Genomic DNA, 16,452 nt, shown 5'->3' with positions numbered 1-16,452 from the left:
GAACTCGCTGGGCTGCTTCGACAAAGGGCGTCCGGAGTGAGCCCCGCCGGTCGTGCGGCGGGGCTCAGCGTGTCAGGTGACCCGGGTCAGCTACCCTTGCCGCCGCACTTGCCGGTGGCGGTGTTGAAGTTGCCGCAGTTCATCGGCTTGCGCCAATCGGAGATCAGCGCCTTGGAGTCCGGCAGGAAGTCGGACCACGCATCGCCGACCACCAGACCGGGGGTCTCGAACACGGTCTCGAACTGGCCGTCGTCCTGGATCTCGCCGATCAGCACCGGCTTGGTGATGTGGTGGTTCGGCATCATCGCCGAGTAGCCGCCGGTCAGGTTCGGCACGGAGACGCCGACGATGCTGTCGATGACCGCATCGGCGTCGGTGGTGCCGGCCTTCTCGACCGCCTTGATCCACATGTTGAAGCCGATGTAGTGCGCCTCCATCGGGTCGTTGGTCACGCGCTTGGTGTCGCCGATGAACTCGTGCCAGGCGGCGATGAACTCGTCGTTCTCCGGGGTCGGCGCGGACATGAAGTAGTTCCACGCGGCCAGGTGACCGACCAGCGGGCCGGTGTCGATACCGGCCAGTTCCTCTTCGCCGACGGAGAAGGCGACGACCGGGATGTCCTCGGCCTTGATGCCCTGGTTGGCCAGTTCCTTGTAGAACGGCACGTTGGCGTCGCCGTTGATCGTCGACACCACCGCGGTCTTCTTCCCGGCAGACCCGAACGCCTTGATCTCGGCGACGATGGTCTGCCAGTCGGAATGACCGAACGGCGTGTAGTTGATCATGATGTCCTCGGGCGCCACACCGCTGTCGAGCAGGTAGGTCTCGAGGATCTTGTTGGTCGTGCGCGGATAGACGTAGTCGGTGCCGGCGAGCACCCAGCGCTCCACGCCTTCGGTCTCGGCCAGGTAGTCCACGGCCGGGATCGCCTGCTGGTTCGGCGCCGCACCGGTGTAGAACACGTTGCGCTGGCTCTCCTCGCCCTCGTACTGGACCGGGTAGAACAGCAGGCTGTTCAGTTCCTCGAACACCGGCAGCACGGACTTGCGCGACACCGAGGTCCAGCAGCCGAACACGGCGGCGACCTTGGAGCCGGTGATCAGCTCGCGCGCCTTCTCGGCGAACAGCGGCCAGTCGGACGCCGGGTCCACCACCACCGCCTCGAGCTTCTTGCCCAGCAGGCCGCCCTTGGCGTTCTGCTGCTCGATCAGCATCAGCATGGCGTCCTTCAGCGTGGTCTCGCTGATCGCCATGGTGCCGGACAGCGAGTGCAGAATGCCGACCTTGATCGTTTCCTGAGCCTGAACGGCGGTGGACATCAGCAGCCCGGCTGCCAGACCGATCGCCGATCCCCTCAACATCTTCGTCATTTTCATGGATGAAGCCCCTCTTTGGGCGGGCAGAGGCCCGCGACAACGGGGAACAGGCGCAAGAGATGTGCCACTGTCGCGCGTAATTCGATCCTCGTAAAAAGTGAGGTATTTCATATAGTTTGGTTTAATATCCCTAGATTAAATCTCCCTATCCGTGCTTCATATTTTTGCAATGCACAATTACCTGCCCAAAATTGGGGCAATCCCGCCGGAGGTCCTGGCCGTCGCGCTGCTGGTCCCATGATTCACGCCTCGACGGTTCTGATTCCCCCTCGACGATTATGATTCCCACCTCAACCGTTCTCCGTCTTCCCGGCCTTGAGCCGGGAAGACGGAGAACTAAAAAGCCCGTCTCGGCCCGGAGTCCCGCATCGGCCGGGAAACCCGTCTCGGCCGCAAACCCGCTTTTCCAGGCCGCGAAATCCGGATACACGGGGCTATGACCTTTCCAAGACAGATCCGCGCCGTCGTGTTCGACATGGACGGCCTGCTGGTCGATACCGAGACCGGTTTCCGCGACAGCTTCTTCGCCGTGACAGCCGAGCGCGGCCACGACGTCCCGATGGCGCTGTTCCAGCAGTTGATCGGGGTGCCGAACGCCTCGGCGCTCAGCGCCCTGCGTGCCCATTACGGCCCCGATTTCGATGCCGAGGGGGTGTTCGACGCCTGCTGGGTGCGGTTCCACGAGTCCCTGGATGTGGGCTCCATCCTGAAGGCCGGGGTGACGGACCTGCTCGATCACCTCGATGCGATGCGGATCCCCCGGGCGATCGCCACCTCCTCGCCGCAGGAGGCGGTCACGCGGTATCTCGGGCCGGGCGGCATTGTCGATCGGTTCGACGCGGTGGTGACCAAGGGCGATTACGCCCGTCCGAAGCCCGCGCCCGACCCGTTCCTCACGGCCGCGGCGCGCCTCGGCATCGATCCGGTCGACTGCCTGGCGCTGGAGGACTCCCACAACGGCGTCCGGGCCGCCCACGCCGCGGGCATGATGACGGTGATGGTCCCGGACCTGCTCGACCCGACCGAGGAGATGCACGAGAAGTGCCTGCATGTGGCGGAGACCCTGCACCACGTGCTCGACCTGATGCGTCCAGGCCGGCGGAACCGTCTCTGAAAGACATGTTTCTAAAATTTTCTTAAATACTGATATTTAGAAGGATTCACCATTCTTTTACGGAGCGTCTCTTAGGGTTCGGCAACATCTTTTCGCTGGAGACTTCCCGATGACGCATTTTCTCTCGCGCCTTTCCGTCGCGGCCAAGCTTACTGCGCTCGCCGCGGTGACGGTGCTGGCCGTGCTGGGCCTGTCCGCTATGTCGCTCTACAACGGTTATCAGCAACTCCGTCAGGATCGCCTCGACCTGGTCAAGGCGGTCGTTGACTCCACCCGCTCCTACGCCGACAGCGCCTATGCCAGGGCGGATGCGGGAGAGATCACCGAGGACGAGGCGTTCTCGCTCCTGCGCGGTTTCATCAACGGTGTCCGCTTCAACGGCGAGGACTACCTGTTCGCCTACTCCATGGACGGTGTCGGCCGAATCCATCCGATCAACGCCAGCCTCGAGGGCAAGTCCCTGCTCGGGGTCAAGGACAAGAACGGCACGCATATCGTTCGCGAGATGATCGACGGCATTCGGGCGGACGGCGACGCGGTGGTCGAATACTACTGGCCCAAGCCGGGTGTGGACGGCGATGTTCTTAAGCTGAGCTATGCGGTGGGTTTCCCGCGCGGCGACATGTTCTTCGGCTCCGGTATTTATGCCGACGACATCAACGCCGCTTTCATCGAGCAGGCCATCCAACTCGGATCGATCAGCGCCGCGATCCTGGCGTTGGCGCTGCTTCTGACCGGCTTCACCGTCGTCGATCTGCGCCGCGCGATCGGCGGTCTCGGCGGGGCGATGACAGGGCTGGCCGACGGCGACCTGAAGGTGCAAGTGCCGGGGACCGACCGTCGCGACGAGATCGGCGCCATGGCCCGTACGGTCGAGGTGTTCCGCGAGAATGCGATCCAGAAGGACGCAGCCGAGCGACGCCAGGCCGAGCTGGAGCGGGACTCCGTCACCAAACGGGCGGCGCTGCTGACCGAGCTGGCCGACGGGCTGGACTCCAAGGTCTCGGCCATCGTACGCGATCTAGGCAAGGGCGTGAACGGCATGACCGACCGGATCGCTACCCTGCGCGGGGTGACCGATACTGCCCGGTCGATGAGCCAGGACGTGGCGGCGGCGACCGAGCAGACCACCTCGAACATGCAGTCGGTGGCGGCGGCCTCGGACGAGATGAGTTCCACGGCGGCCGAGATCAGCCGTCAGGTGACGATGTCGACCGAAGTGGTCGGCGAGGCCGGCGCCTCCGCCTCGGCGGCAGCGGAACAGGTCGCCCGCCTGTCGGACTCCGCGGACAAAATCGGCCAGGTCGTGGGCCTGATCACCGAGATCGCCGAGCAGACCAATCTGCTGGCCCTGAACGCCACGATCGAGGCGGCCCGGGCCGGGGATGCGGGCAAGGGCTTCGCGGTGGTCGCTTCGGAGGTGAAGAGCCTGGCGACACAGACTGCCAAGGCCACTGAGGAGATCTCCGGCCAGATTGCCAACAACCAGAGCCTGATCCGCGAGACCGTCACCGCGATCTCCCGGATCAATGAGATCATCGCCCGGGTGCGCGAAACCGCCACCTCCATCGCCAGCGCGGTGGAGGAGCAGAATGCCGCCCTTGGCGAGATCGCAGGCAACGTCCAGCAGGTCGCCGGCGCGTCCCAGGATGTCGGCGACAAGCTGCGTCAGGTAGCGGACGGCGCCCGCCGCGGCGCCGAGGCGACCGAGGAGGTCTCCTCCCTCGGCGGCGAGCTCGACCAGCTGTCGACCTCGCTCAGCCGGACGGTCGAGTCCGTGGTGGCCGAGATCAGGGGGATGGCAAAGACCGCCTGACCCGATCACGCGTTTCGTCCCGCTTCGCCTGTATGCCCTGCCGCCCGGCCGTTTGGTCGGGCGGCTCGCATTCCGGCATCCGGTTTCTTGGGCGCTTTTCGCAATGCCACGCCTCGTGTAGGACTTCCGACACAACCGGTCGGCCCTGAATGCCGGTCGCCTTCGTCAGTTCGGGAGAACGCCATGAAGTTCGTGAAGTCGCTGGCCGTGGCCGGCCTCGTTCTCGCCGTGTCGGCCACCGCCGCCTCGGCCGAGACCCGCGTCACCTACAAGTCCGCCAAGTCCAGCTCGTCCTACTACCAGATGGGCGTGCAGATCGCCGAGGCGATGAAGGCCGGCTCCGACGGCGCCGTCATCGTCACCGTCGAGGAGAGCCAGGGCTCCGTCCAGAACGTGATGGAGGTGATGGGCCGCAAGGGCAACTACGTCTTCACCACCCCGCCGGCCCTGGTCGGCTTGGCCCAGGGCGGCAAGGCCATGTTCGAGGGCAAGGGCAACCCGCGCTTCGACGAGATCCGCGCGCTGTTCCCGATCCCGTCGCTCACCATGCATTTCGTCATGCGCGCCGATGCCGGCGTGTCGAGCTTCGCCGACCTGGAAGGCAAGACGATCCTGCTCGGCAAGGGCTCGTTCGGCGCCAAGGAAGGCGAGAAGTATCTCGACCTGTTCGGCCTCAAGGACAAGGTCACCCTGGCCGATGTCGAGCTGTCCAATGCCGTGCCGGCGCTGAAGAACGGCCAGATCGACGGCTTCGTGACCGCCGGCTCCTATCCGGCGCCGAACGTGATCGAGGCCGCCGCCGGCACCGGCGTGACCGTGCTGTCGCTGAGCGACGACCAGATCGCCCAGACCAAGCGCGCCCGACTGGTGATCCCGGCGGGCACCTATGCCGGCCAGGACAGCGACATCGTCACCACCTCGCTGCCGGTGGTCGCCTACACCACCACCGACATGGACGACGACACCGCTTACCAGCTCACCAAGACCTTCTGGGAGCAGAAGGCGAAGATGGGCAAGGACGCGGCCTGGTGGAACGGCGTGGACGAGGATCTGATGGCCAACATCGCCGGCAAGATCCATCCCGGCGCCGTCAAGTTCTACAAGGAGAAGGGCTTCGCGCTGACCGACGCGCAGATGTGATCCGCCTTTCCTGACCCCGGCCGGCCCGTGTGATTCCGCACGGGCCGGTTTCGTATTCGAGACACTGTATGACCCCCACCGCCCGCCTGATCTGGAGCGTCCTCGGTGCCGCCTCGATCGCCTTTCACCTCTGGCTGATCTTCTCGGGTCTGGTGCCGAACCTGGTCAGCCGGCCGCTGCACATGGCGCTCGCCCTGCCATGGACGATGCTGTTCGTCGCCCGTAGCCGGGCTGAGTTGATCAGCGGCGTGGTGCTGGGCGCGGCGGGGCTGGCGGCCTGTCTCTGGCTGGTGGTGAATGCCGACGCCCTGTCCGACCAGTACGGGTTCCTGGACGGCGATTTCCAGCTCGTCGTCGCCGTCACGCTGCTGGTGGTGGTGCTGGAGATGGCGCGCCGGGCAATCGGCTGGCCGCTGCCGCTGGTCGCCTCCCTGGCCCTGCTCTACGGCCTGTTCGGGGAGTGGGTCCCCGGCGAGTTCGGCCATCCGGGCACGCCGCTGAACAGTTTCCTGGGCACGCTCACCATCGCCGAGGGCGGATTGTGGGGCAGCCTGACCGCCGTGTCGGTCAATATCGTCGCCATCTTCGTGATCTTCGGCGCCGTGCTGAACGCCGGCGAGGCCGGGCAGGGCTTCATGAACGTGGCCGCCGCCGCCGCCGGCCGGCTGCGCGCCGGGGCGGCCAAGGTCTCGGTGATCTCCTCCGCGCTGTTCGGCTCGATCTCCGGCTCGGCCTCCGCGAACGTCGCCTCCACCGGGGCGATCACCCTGCCGACCATGCTGAAGCTCGGCTATCCGCGCTCGCTGGCCGCCGCGGTGGAGGCCGTGGCCTCGTCCGGCGGGCAGATCATGCCGCCGCTGATGGGGGCCGGCGCCTTCGTGATGGTCGAGCTGACCGGCACGCCCTACACCTCGATCATGGCCGCCGCCCTGCTGCCGGCGATCCTGTACTTCCTGGCCGTCTGGGTCGGCATCGACGGCTTCTCCCTGCGCCACGACCTGCGCGGACTGGCGGCGGATGCGCGGCCGGCGACCCGCGACGTGCTGATCACCTCGGCCTTCTTCCTGGTGCCCTTCAGCGTCCTGCTCTGGGGCATGTTCGCTGCCGGCTACACCCCGCAATACGCCGCCTGCCTGGCGATCCTGGCAGGTGCCATGCTGCTGCCGGTCGACGGCCGGCTGAGTTTCGACTGGGGCCGCACCCTGGAGCGGGTCGAGCAGGCCTGCATGGGCGCCGGCAAGCAGATCGCCACCATCGCCTCGATCATCCTGTGCGCCTCCATCATCATCGGTGTGCTGGGTATCACCGGACTCGGCGTGAAGATCACCTCGCTGATTCTGTCCGGTTCCGGCGGCGCGCTGTGGCCGGCGCTGCTGCTGACGGCGCTGGCCTGTCTGGTGCTGGGTATGGAGGTGCCGACGACGGCGGCCTACGTGATCTGCGTCTCGGTGGCCGGACCGGCGCTGACCGAACTCGGCCTGGCGCCGTTGCAGGCGCATCTGTTCGTGTTCTGGTTCGCCCTGCTCAGCACCATCACCCCACCGGTCTGCGGTGCCGTGTTCATCGCCGCCGGGATGGTCGAGGAGAACTGGCTGAAGGTCGCCGGCCATGCCATGGCACTGGGCATCGGGCTGTACCTGATCCCGCTGGCGATGATCGCCAATCCGGACCTGATCGCCCTGGCGACAGATCCGGTCTGGGCGATCCTGGCGGCGGTTAAGATCGGCCTCGGCCTGACGGCGGTGTCGTTCGCTGTGATCGCCCCGCGCCGTTTGCTGCTGCGGGCCGGGCTGCTCGTCGTCGGCGCGCTGCTGCTGTTCTGGCCGCTATAGGGCGCGCTCCGCATTCGCCATCTGGCTCCCCGAGCCCTGCGCACGCTAGGCTTCCCGTATCCGAACACGCGGAGGAGGCGGCGATGAAGATCCTGATGGCGATGATGCAGCATGAGACTAACACCTTCTCCACGGTGCCGACGCCGCTGGCGCGGTTTTGCCGGGGCAGCAGTACGGGATTGCCGGCGGAGGGCGAGGCGGCGGTGAAGGCCTTCAAGGGCACCGGCTCCGCGCTCGGCGCCTATATCGAGATCTGCGAGGCCGAGGGGCTCGACTACGTGCTGCCGCTGGCCGCGGGCGCCTGGCCGAGCGGGCCGGTGGAGGACGCCGCCTACGAGTACATGACCGACAAGATCTGCGCCGCCGTCACCGCCGAGAAGCCCGACGCGATCCTGCTCCACCTGCATGGCGCCATGGTCACCGAGAGCCTGGAGGACGGGGAGGGGCCGCTGGTCGCCCGGGTGCGCGCGCTGGCGCCGGATACCCCGATCGGCGTGTCGCTGGACATGCACACCAACATGTATCCGGCCATCGTCGAGAATGCCGACGTGGTCGCCGGCTACCAGACCTATCCGCATGTGGACATCTACGAGACCGGCCGGCGCACCGCGCTGCCGATCCTGGCCATGCTGCGCGGGGCGGCCAAGCCGACCATGGCCTGGGGCAACCGGCCGATGCTGCCCCATGTGATGCGCCAGGGGACCCACGACTTCCCGAACAAGCAGATCCAGGAACTGGCCCAGAAGATGGAGGCCGAGGGCGCGCTCTGCGCCAGCTTTTTCACCGGCTTTCCCCATGCCGATATCCGGCTGGCCGGCTCCAGCGCCGTTGTGGTGACCGACAACGATCCGGAAGGAGCCCAGCGCATGGTCGACGAACTGCTCGACCTCGCCTGGAAGGAACGCCGGGCCTTCGTCTACGAGATCGAGCCGCTGGAGCAGTCGCTGAAGCGGGCGCAGGAGCTGAAGGCCGACGGACCGATCGTGCTGCTGGACCATTACGACAATGCCGCGTCCGGCGGGTCGATGGACACCATGGCGGTGCTGAAGGGTATCCTGGACGCAGGCCTTGAAGATGTCGCCGCCTTCGCGATCTGCGATCCGGCGGCGGTGGAGACCATGATCGCCGCGGGCATCGGCAACGAGGTCACGGTGTCCCTCGGCGGCAAGACCGACATGCCCTCCATCGGCCGGACCGGCGAGCCGCTGGAGGTGAGCGGCCGGGTGAAGCTGATCTCCGACGGCCGGTTCCGCAATGTCGGGCCGATGAGCCGGGGCGTGATGAACGCCATGGGCCCGACCGTGGTGCTCGACACCGGCAAGGTGGAGATCGTCGTCACCTCCACCCAGCAGGAGCCGAACGACACCGCCGCCTTCACCTCGCTGGGCATCGACCCGACGGCGAAGAAGTACCTGATGCTGAAGAGCCGCATCCACTGGCGCGCCGGCTTCCGCGACCTCGCCGCCGAGACGGTGGAATGCGCCGGGGTCGGGGTCTGTACGTCGGATTATTCGATGCTGAACTTCGAGACCGTGCGCCGGCCGATCTTCCCGCTGGACGAGGACCTGCAGCCGGTCTCGGTCACCCGGTGAGCAGGTCGGAGACCGCCCGGGCGTAAGCCGCGCGGATTTCGTCGCGCTTGAGGTGGCGGCCGCCGCTGACCACGTGCCGGCCGGCCGACCAGACGTCGGTGACGACTCCGTCGCCGGCGGCGAAGCAGAGGCCGTCGAGGATCTGGTCGTCGGTGAGGGCGCAGAGGGTCGGGTCCGATGTGTCGATCGCCACCAGATCGGCGAGGGCGCCGCTCCGGATTGCCCCGGCGTCGCGGCCGAGGGCCTGCGCGCCCCCTGATGCCGCACCCAAATAGAGCGTCTCACCGACCGAGCCTTCGCCCGGTACCAGCACGTTGCGGGCCCGATCGCGCAGGCGCTGGGAGTATTCCAGCATGCGGAGCTCCTCGCCCAGCGCGATCCGCACGTTGCTGTCGGAGCCGATGCCGAACGCGCCGCCCGCCGCCAGATAGGGCGGGCCGTCGAAGATGCCGTCCCCCAGATTGGCCTCGGTGATCGGGCAGAGACCGGCGACAGCCCCGGAGCGGGCGACGCCCGCCGTCTCCTGCGGCGTCATGTGGGTGGCGTGGATCAGGCACCAGCGGCTGTCGACCGGCTGGTTCGCCAGCAGCCAGTCGACCGGCCGGGATCCCAGCCAGCCCTCGATCTGCTCGATCTCGGCGGTCTGCTCGGCGATATGGATATGCACCGGACCGTCCGGATGGGCTGCCAGCGTGGCGGCCAGCCCCTCGGCGTCGGTGGCGCGCAGGGAATGCGGCGCGATGCCGACCACCGTATCGGCGGGCAGGGGAGCCGTCGCCGTCTTCGCCGCTTCCACGAGCCCGGCAAAGCGCTCCGGATCGTTGGCGAAACGAAGCTGGCCGCCGGCCACCGGCTGCTGACCGGCGCCGCCATAGGTGTAGAGCACCGGCAGAAGGGTCAGGCCGATCCCGGTCCGGTCCGCCGCCGCCGCGATCCGGCCGCTCATTTCCGCCAGATCGGCGAAGGGCGTGCCGTCCGGCTGGTGATGCAGGTAGTGGAACTCGCCGACGCTGGCGTAGCCGGCCTCCAGCATCTCCAGATAGACCTGGGCGGCGATCGCCTCGACCTGCTCAGGCGTGATGCGCTCCAGGAAAGCGTACATCAGGGTCCGCCAGGTCCAGAAGCTGTCCTGTCCGGCGCGCCGCCGTTCGGTCATGCCGGCCATGGCGCGCTGGAAGGCGTGGCTGTGCAGGTTGCCCAGCGCAGGGAGCATGGTGTCGACCCGTCGCGCCTCGGCCGCCGGCGCGCCGTCGCGGACGATCTGTGATATCCGCCCGTTCTCAATGTGCAGGGTCGCGTTCGCGGCCCAGCCATGCTCCAGCCGCGCCCGGCGGGCGAAGATCTGCGTCGTCGTCATCGCGGCAGGATCAGTCCCCGGCCTTCACCGCGACATAGCTGCCCGGCGCGTCCTCCAGCGCCTTCAGCTTGCCGTCGCCGGGCACGCGGGCGGGGACCTGGCCGCCGCCATGCTTGTCCAGCCAGGCCTTCCATTCCGGCCACCAAGACCCCTCATGGGCGGTCGCGCCGGCCAGCCATTTCTCCGGATCCTTCGGCGCCCGGCCGCTCTTGGTCCAGTAGCCGTATTTCGGCTTGTCGGTGGGCGGGTTCACAACGCCGGCGATATGCCCCGACATGGCCAGCACGAACTTCACCGGACCCTTGTAGAGTTGGGTCGCCGCGTAGGTCGATTTCCACGGCGCGATATGGTCCTCGCGGGTCGACAGCATGAAGGTCGGCAGCTTCACCGTGGTCAGGTCGATCGGCACGCCGCACAGCGTGATGCCGCCCGGCTCGACCAGCTTGTTCTCCTGGTACATGCGGCGCAGGTAGAAGCTGTGCATGGCCGCCGGCATGCGGGTGCTGTCGGAGTTCCAGTACAGCAGGTCGAACGGGAAGGGCTCCTTGCCCATCAGGTAGTTGTTGACCACGAAGGACCAGATCAGGTCGTTGGCCCGCAGCATGTTGAAGGTGGTCGCCATGGCCCGGCCGTCGAGATAGCCGTCCTTGTTCATCCGGTCTTCCAAGGCGCCGAGCTGCGCCTCGTCGATGAACACCGACAGCTCGCCGGCTTCGGTGAAGTCGACCATGGTGGTGAAGAAGGTGATCGACTTGATCCGGTCGTCCTTCTTGGCGGTCATATAGGCCAGGGTGCTGGCCATCAGGGTGCCGCCGATGCAGTAGCCGATGGCGTTGATCTCGCGCTCGCCGGTCGCCTGCTCGATGGCGTCGAGCGCCGCCAGCGGGCCCTCCATCATGTAGTCCTCGAAACTCTTGGCGGCGAGCTCGGCATCCGGGTTGACCCAGGACACGATGAACACCGTGATCCCCTGGCCGACCGCCCATCTGATGAACGAGTTCTTCTCGCGCAGGTCGAGGATGTAGAACTTGTTGATCCACGGCGGCACGATCAGCAGCGGTCGGCGGTGCACTGTCTCGGTGGTTGGGGAATACTGGATCAGCTGCATCAGGTCGTTCTGGAACACCACTTTGCCCGGGGTGGTGGCGACGTTCTCGCCGATCTTGAAGGCGTCCTCGTCGACCATCTTGATCGACAGCTTGCCCTTGCCCCGCTCCAGGTCCTCCAGCAGGTTCTCCAGGCCCTTCAGCAGGTTCTCGCCGCCGCTCTCGATGGTCTCGCGCAGCACCTCCGGATTGGTCATCACGAAATTCGAGGGCGCGACCGCGTCGGCGAACTGCTTGGTGTAGAAATCGACCTTGCGCCGGGTCTTGTCGTCCAGCCCCTCCACCTCGTGGACGGTGCGCTGCATCCACTCCGCGGTCAGCAGGTAGCTCTGCTTGATGTAGTCGAAGACGACGTTCTCGTTCCAGGCGGCGTCCTTGAAGCGCCGGTCGCCATGCTCGGTGGCGGCGACCGGCTGGGCGGTGGCGCCCATCATGCGCGACGCGGTGGTCTGCCACAGGGTCATGTAGGCCTGCCACAGATCCATCTGCGCCTTCATGATCTTACCCGGGTCCGCCATCATCTTGGACGTCATGTCCATGAAGGCCTTGCCGATGTTCAGCGGGTCGGAAAGGCCCAGCGCATGGGGGTCCTGATGCTCCAGGAAGTCCATGACAAGGCGCTGGCTGCGCTCGGCGATATGGGTCATCGCCTGGGATATCTCGACCGGATCTGGGGCCGAAGCCTTCTTCTCGCTGCTGTCGGTCATGACCGGCATCCTCGTTGGTGCGTTCGACCGGAGGCGTGCGGCGGATCCATTGAAACGCGCCGTCCCGCACGCCCCGCCCTTGTAGCAGAAACCCTCCGCCCAAGGCCAATGGGAAGGGGCTCGGGCCGCCAACATGGGCGCCGATGGAAAGTCGTGGTATTTTAGGTGCTTGGAATGCTGGCTTGCGTGGAATAGGAAACGTACACTCCGGGCGCGGTGTCGCGACGCCGTTGGCCAGCCGATGCGGGAGAGAAGAATGGTCGAAACCACGAAGAAGAACGGGTCTGGGTTCGTGGGGCCGAACGGGGCCATGCGGCGCCGGGTTTCGGCGTCGCCCGTCATCACCCTGGCCGCCGTTCTGGTGCTTGCCGGGTGCTCCTCGGTGCCCGACGCGCTCAACCCTGTCGAGTGGTATGAAGGCACCACCGATACCGTGGGTGGCTGGTTCTCCGACGACGAACAGCAGACGGCCGCGTCCTCCGACGCCGCGTCTTCAGGCGCTTCGACCGCCGACAAGCCGTTTCCGAACCTTGCAAGCGTGCCCGAGCGCCCGACCCCGTCGACGACGGCGGAGGAGCGCGACGCCATCCAGCAGGGTCTGGTCGCCGACCGCGACAGTGCCCGCTATACCGACAGCGCCGATGCCTCCGCGCCGGCCGCGCCGCCGAAGCCGCGGGCCAGCGCTTCGCAGACCGGCGCCCAGCAGTCCAGCGCCCAGCAGACCGCGGCTCTGCCGGCATCGCCGCCGCCACGCGCCACGGTGAATGCGCCGGAGCCCCGCGCAGCCTCGAACCAGGCGGCGGTGACGAAGAGCTCGGCGCCGCCGCCCGCGCCGACCGTCGCCACCCCGGCGCCGGTCCCTGACTCGGCCCCGGAGCCGATGGCCAGCCGCCCGGCGCCGTCCAGCGGCGAGACTTCGGGTCTCTGGCCGCATCGCCCGGCTCCGGAGCGCGACAGCATCACGCCTGTCACCACCGGCAAGGTCTCCGACGCCCACTCCACGGTTAAGGAAAACCCGAACGCCCCGACCCGCGCGCTCGCCTCCGAGCCGCGCATGGCGGCGACCGCCTCCGGCGCCACGGCCGATGCCGCGCGCAGCCCCGTCCCGTCCCCGTCGGCGACCGGCCGCAGCCTGGATTCCGCCGGCAATCAGTCGACCGCCAGAACCACGCTGCCGCCCAGCGCCACGACGGAGGAGGGCCCGGAGATTACCCGAACCCTGGTCTCCACCCGGACCGTCGAGCGGACCGCCGATGGCGAGATCGCCAACGAGACGGTGACCCGTCCGGGCGGAACTTCCGGGTCGACTGCCGTATCGGGTGCCGCACCGAACGCGCCGGCGCCCACGGTCGCCACGCCGCCGCCGGCCCGGTCTTCGGCGCCGGATCAGCAGGCGTCCGCTCCGGCGCCGTCGGCCCCGCCGATGCCCGCCACCGACAGCGCGGCCGACCAGTCGCCGTCCGTGATCGTCGACGGCCCGGCTCTCGACCAGTATCAGATGGGCTTCACCGGCCCGGCCTATCTGGTGGGTACGGTGAACTTCGCCCACGGCTCCTCGGCGCTGAGCGCCGACGATATGGACATGGTCCGCTCCATCGCCTCGGCCGCCCAGGAGACGGATGCCTTCATCCGGGTGATCGGTCATGCCTCCGCCCGCACCGCGGAGATGGAACTGTCGTCCCACGAGCTGGTGAACTTCCAGGAGTCCATGGCCCGGGCGGAGCGCGTCGGCGAAGCGCTGGTCCAGGCCGGCGTGCCGCGGGAGCGGGTGCTGGTCGAGGCGATGAGCGCGAGCCAGCCACTGTTCTACGAGAGCATGCCCTCGGGCGAGGCGGGCAACCGTCGGGCCGAGATCCTGTTCCAGTATTGAGTCGGTTAATTCAGCGAAATCAAATCGCTGTGGGTGATATCTAATACAGTAGGTGAGAAAATGAGCGAGGCGCTTCGGGTAGCCGTCGCGGGCTTGGGGACGGTCGGCGCCGAAACGGTGCGCCTGCTGGCGAAACGGCGGGAGGTGATCGCCTCCCATGCCGGCCGGCCGGTCGATGTGGTGGCGGTCTCCGCCCGCAGCAGGGGTAAGGATCGGGGGCTGGACCTGTCCGGCATCGACTGGGCCGACGACCCGCTGTCCCTGGCCACCCGCGACGATGTCGATGTGGTCTGCGAACTGATCGGCGGCTCAGACGGGGTGGCGAAGACCCTGGTCGAGACCGCCATGGCGGCGGGCAAGTCGGTGGTGACCGCGAACAAGGCGCTGCTGGCCCATCATGGCTCCGACCTGGCCCGCAAGGCCGAGGCCGGCGGCGTGACCCTGGCCTACGAGGCGGCGGTCGCCGGCGGCATCCCAATCATCCGCGCCCTGCGCGAGGGCCTGGTGGTCAACGAGGTCAGCCGCGTCTACGGCATCCTCAACGGCACCTGCAACTACATCCTGACCGCCATGCGCGAGAGCGGGCGGGCGTTCGACGACGTGCTCGCCGAGGCGCAGGAACTGGGTTACGCCGAGGCCGATCCGACCTTCGACGTGGACGGTATCGACGCCGCCCACAAGCTGGCCCTACTGTCGGCGCTGGCCTTCGGTCACGCGGTCGACTTCAAGGCGGTACATACCGAGGGCATCCGGTCGATCTCGGCCCTGGACATCGCCTATGCCGAGGAGTTCGGCTACCGCATCAAGCTGCTGGGCATCGCCGAGCGCACGCCGGAGGGCATCCGCCAGCGGGTCCACCCGTGCATGGTCGCCAAGGCGGCGCCGATCGCCCAGGTCGAGGGCGTGTTCAACGCCGTCATGGCCGAGGGCGACGCCGTGGGCACCACCCTGCATTACGGCCGCGGCGCCGGTGCGGGGCCGACCGCCTCGGCGGTGATCGGCGACGTTGTCGACATCGCCTCGGGCCGCGGCGCTCCGGTCTTCGGGGTGCCGGCCGAACGGCTCTCCACCAGTCGGGAAGCCCCATGGGAGAGCATGCGCGGCGGCTATTACGTGCGGCTGATGGTGATCGACCGGCCGGGCGTTCTGGCCGATGTGACCGCGATCATGCGCGACCAGAACGTGTCCATGGAATCGATGGTCCAGCGCGGCCGCGATCCGCACGAGAAGGTGCCGGTGGCGCTCACCACCCACGAGGTGGACGAGGCCTCCATGCGCAAGGCCCTGGCCGACATCGCCAAACTTGACGCCGTGCAGGAACCGCCGGCGATGATCCGCATTGTCGATCTGTAGAGCGCCGGTGACGCGCCAATAGGGAGTCGCGAACCCCGCCGGGATCGGTTAAGAACCCGGCGCAACGGGATTGATCGCGCACCGACGGGCGTACCCAGGCGGGCGCACCCAGGAAAGTCCGGGAGAGAAAAGAATGTCCGACAACGCCGAAGTCTTCACCATGGACCGCAACCTCGCCCTGGAGGCCGTGCGGGTCACCGAGGCGGCGGCGCTGGCGGCCTCCCGGCTGATGGGTCGGGGTGACGAGAAGATGGCCGATCAGGCGGCGGTCGACGCCATGCGCACCGCGCTGAACAATCTCGAGATCGACGGCACCGTCGTCATCGGCGAGGGCGAGCGCGACGAGGCGCCGATGCTGTTTATCGGCGAGAAGGTCGGCCGCGGCGGCACCAAGATCGACATCGCACTCGACCCGTTGGAAGGCACCACCATCACCGCCAAGGGCGGCCAGAACGCCCTGGCCGTGATCGCGCTGGCGTCGGAGGGCGGCTTCCTGAACGCGCCCGACGTCTACATGGACAAGATCGCCGTCGGCGGCGGTCTGCCCCAGGGCATCGTCGATCTGGACAACAGCGTCGCGGAGAATCTGAACAACCTTGCCAAGGAGAAGGGCGTCGAGGTCGCCGACATCGTCGCCTGCATCCTGGACCGGCCGCGCCACGCCGACCTGATCGCCCAGGTGCGCGATGCCGGTGCGCGGATCATGCTGATCTCCGACGGCGACGTGTCCGGCGTGATCGCCACCTCGCAGCCGACCAGCGGCGTCGACATCTACATGGGCTCGGGCGGCGCGCCGGAAGGCGTGCTGGCGGCCGCGGCCCTGCGTTGCATCGGCGGCCAGATCCAGGGCCGTCTGCTGTTCCGCAACGACGACGAGAAGGCCCGAGCCAAGCGCTGGGGCATCACCGATCTTGACAAGAAATACGACATCATGGGCCTGGCCGGCGGCGACGTCATGTTCGCGGCCACCGGCGTGACCAACGGCGCGATGCTGCGCGGCGTGCGGCGCTATGCCGGCGGCGCCACCACCCACTCGATCATCATGCGCTCGAAGACCGGCACGGTGCGCACGGTGGAAGCGACCCACGACTTCACCCGCAAGCCGTCGGGCGACTGACGGTTCGACCGGACCAACCGGAACAGGGGGGAGGACGCGTGCCGCAGGCAGACGCGTTCCTCGGTGTAGAAC

General features: G+C 67.5%; 11 protein-coding genes. 8 read left to right on the top strand and 3 right to left on the bottom strand.

Annotation, left to right across the window (positions count from 1 at the left end; genetic code table 11):
* Positions 1-86 precede the first annotated feature (86 nt).
* On the bottom strand, positions 87-1,370 hold the full coding sequence (gene urtA / locus BLS34_RS21255; protein WP_028794535.1) for an urea ABC transporter substrate-binding protein: 1,284 nt from the start codon (positions 1,368-1,370) through the stop codon (positions 87-89).
* Positions 1,371-1,812: 442 nt separating this feature from the next.
* Here urtA and BLS34_RS21250 point away from each other — a divergent pair, with 442 nt between their 5' ends.
* From BLS34_RS21250 to BLS34_RS21230, 5 genes are all read left to right on the top strand, one after another.
* Positions 1,813-2,490 (top strand): HAD family hydrolase, encoded by a 678-nt coding sequence (locus tag BLS34_RS21250; RefSeq protein ID WP_028794536.1) that lies wholly within the window; start codon positions 1,813-1,815, stop codon positions 2,488-2,490.
* A gap of 109 nt (positions 2,491-2,599) precedes the next feature.
* A complete protein-coding gene (locus BLS34_RS21245) occupies positions 2,600-4,306 on the top strand; it encodes a methyl-accepting chemotaxis protein (RefSeq protein WP_051244725.1) in 1,707 nt (568 codons plus the stop codon).
* A 183-nt stretch (positions 4,307-4,489) separates the two neighbouring features.
* Positions 4,490-5,446: a TAXI family TRAP transporter solute-binding subunit gene (locus BLS34_RS21240; protein WP_028794537.1), complete on the top strand. Its 957-nt coding sequence runs from the start codon at positions 4,490-4,492 to the stop codon at positions 5,444-5,446.
* A 68-nt stretch (positions 5,447-5,514) separates the two neighbouring features.
* Positions 5,515-7,278 (top strand): TRAP transporter permease, encoded by a 1,764-nt coding sequence (locus BLS34_RS21235; protein ID WP_093153663.1) that lies wholly within the window; start codon positions 5,515-5,517, stop codon positions 7,276-7,278.
* An 83-nt stretch (positions 7,279-7,361) separates the two neighbouring features.
* Entirely contained in the window at positions 7,362-8,870 is a 1,509-nt protein-coding gene (locus tag BLS34_RS21230; RefSeq protein WP_093153661.1) for a M81 family metallopeptidase, read from the top strand.
* Here the strand turns inward: BLS34_RS21230 and BLS34_RS21225 are convergent.
* Both BLS34_RS21225 and BLS34_RS21220 read right to left on the bottom strand, forming a co-directional pair.
* Positions 8,860-10,227 (bottom strand): formimidoylglutamate deiminase, encoded by a 1,368-nt coding sequence (locus BLS34_RS21225; protein ID WP_093153658.1) that lies wholly within the window; start codon positions 10,225-10,227, stop codon positions 8,860-8,862. The genes BLS34_RS21230 and BLS34_RS21225 overlap by 11 nt on opposite strands.
* Before the next feature lie 10 nt (positions 10,228-10,237).
* Positions 10,238-12,040: a PHA/PHB synthase family protein gene (locus BLS34_RS21220; RefSeq protein WP_028794541.1), complete on the bottom strand. Its 1,803-nt coding sequence runs from the start codon at positions 12,038-12,040 to the stop codon at positions 10,238-10,240.
* A gap of 256 nt (positions 12,041-12,296) precedes the next feature.
* Here BLS34_RS21220 and BLS34_RS21215 point away from each other — a divergent pair, with 256 nt between their 5' ends.
* From BLS34_RS21215 to glpX, 3 genes are all read left to right on the top strand, one after another.
* Positions 12,297-13,910 (top strand): OmpA family protein, encoded by a 1,614-nt coding sequence (locus BLS34_RS21215; RefSeq protein WP_093153655.1) that lies wholly within the window; start codon positions 12,297-12,299, stop codon positions 13,908-13,910.
* Positions 13,911-13,970: 60 nt separating this feature from the next.
* Positions 13,971-15,263: a homoserine dehydrogenase gene (locus BLS34_RS21210; protein ID WP_093153653.1), complete on the top strand. Its 1,293-nt coding sequence runs from the start codon at positions 13,971-13,973 to the stop codon at positions 15,261-15,263.
* A 160-nt stretch (positions 15,264-15,423) separates the two neighbouring features.
* A complete protein-coding gene (gene glpX, locus BLS34_RS21205) occupies positions 15,424-16,380 on the top strand; it encodes a class II fructose-bisphosphatase (RefSeq protein ID WP_038014947.1) in 957 nt (318 codons plus the stop codon).
* Positions 16,381-16,452: the final 72 nt, after the last annotated feature.

It is taken from the genome of Thalassobaculum litoreum DSM 18839 (assembly GCF_900102465.1).
Lineage (GTDB): Bacteria > Pseudomonadota > Alphaproteobacteria > Thalassobaculales > Thalassobaculaceae > Thalassobaculum > Thalassobaculum litoreum.
This window is presented reverse-complemented; position numbering and strand designations above follow the sequence as displayed.

Excerpts from the sequence above, each read along its gene's own strand:
- urtA (WP_028794535.1), bottom strand. The coding sequence starts at position 1,370 with ATGACGAAGATGTTGAGGGGATCGGCGATCGGTCTGGCAGCCGGGCTG.
- BLS34_RS21220 (WP_028794541.1), bottom strand. The coding sequence starts at position 12,040 with ATGACCGACAGCAGCGAGAAGAAGGCTTCGGCCCCAGATCCGGTCGAG.
- BLS34_RS21240 (WP_028794537.1), top strand. The coding sequence starts at position 4,490 with ATGAAGTTCGTGAAGTCGCTGGCCGTGGCCGGCCTCGTTCTCGCCGTG.
- BLS34_RS21210 (WP_093153653.1), top strand. The coding sequence starts at position 13,971 with ATGAGCGAGGCGCTTCGGGTAGCCGTCGCGGGCTTGGGGACGGTCGGC.
- glpX (WP_038014947.1), top strand. The coding sequence starts at position 15,424 with ATGGACCGCAACCTCGCCCTGGAGGCCGTGCGGGTCACCGAGGCGGCG.
- BLS34_RS21235 (WP_093153663.1), top strand. The coding sequence starts at position 5,515 with ATGACCCCCACCGCCCGCCTGATCTGGAGCGTCCTCGGTGCCGCCTCG.
- BLS34_RS21225 (WP_093153658.1), bottom strand. The coding sequence starts at position 10,227 with ATGACGACGACGCAGATCTTCGCCCGCCGGGCGCGGCTGGAGCATGGC.
- BLS34_RS21245 (WP_051244725.1), top strand. The coding sequence starts at position 2,600 with ATGACGCATTTTCTCTCGCGCCTTTCCGTCGCGGCCAAGCTTACTGCG.
- BLS34_RS21215 (WP_093153655.1), top strand. The coding sequence starts at position 12,297 with ATGGTCGAAACCACGAAGAAGAACGGGTCTGGGTTCGTGGGGCCGAAC.
- BLS34_RS21250 (WP_028794536.1), top strand. The coding sequence starts at position 1,813 with ATGACCTTTCCAAGACAGATCCGCGCCGTCGTGTTCGACATGGACGGC.
- BLS34_RS21230 (WP_093153661.1), top strand. The coding sequence starts at position 7,362 with ATGAAGATCCTGATGGCGATGATGCAGCATGAGACTAACACCTTCTCC.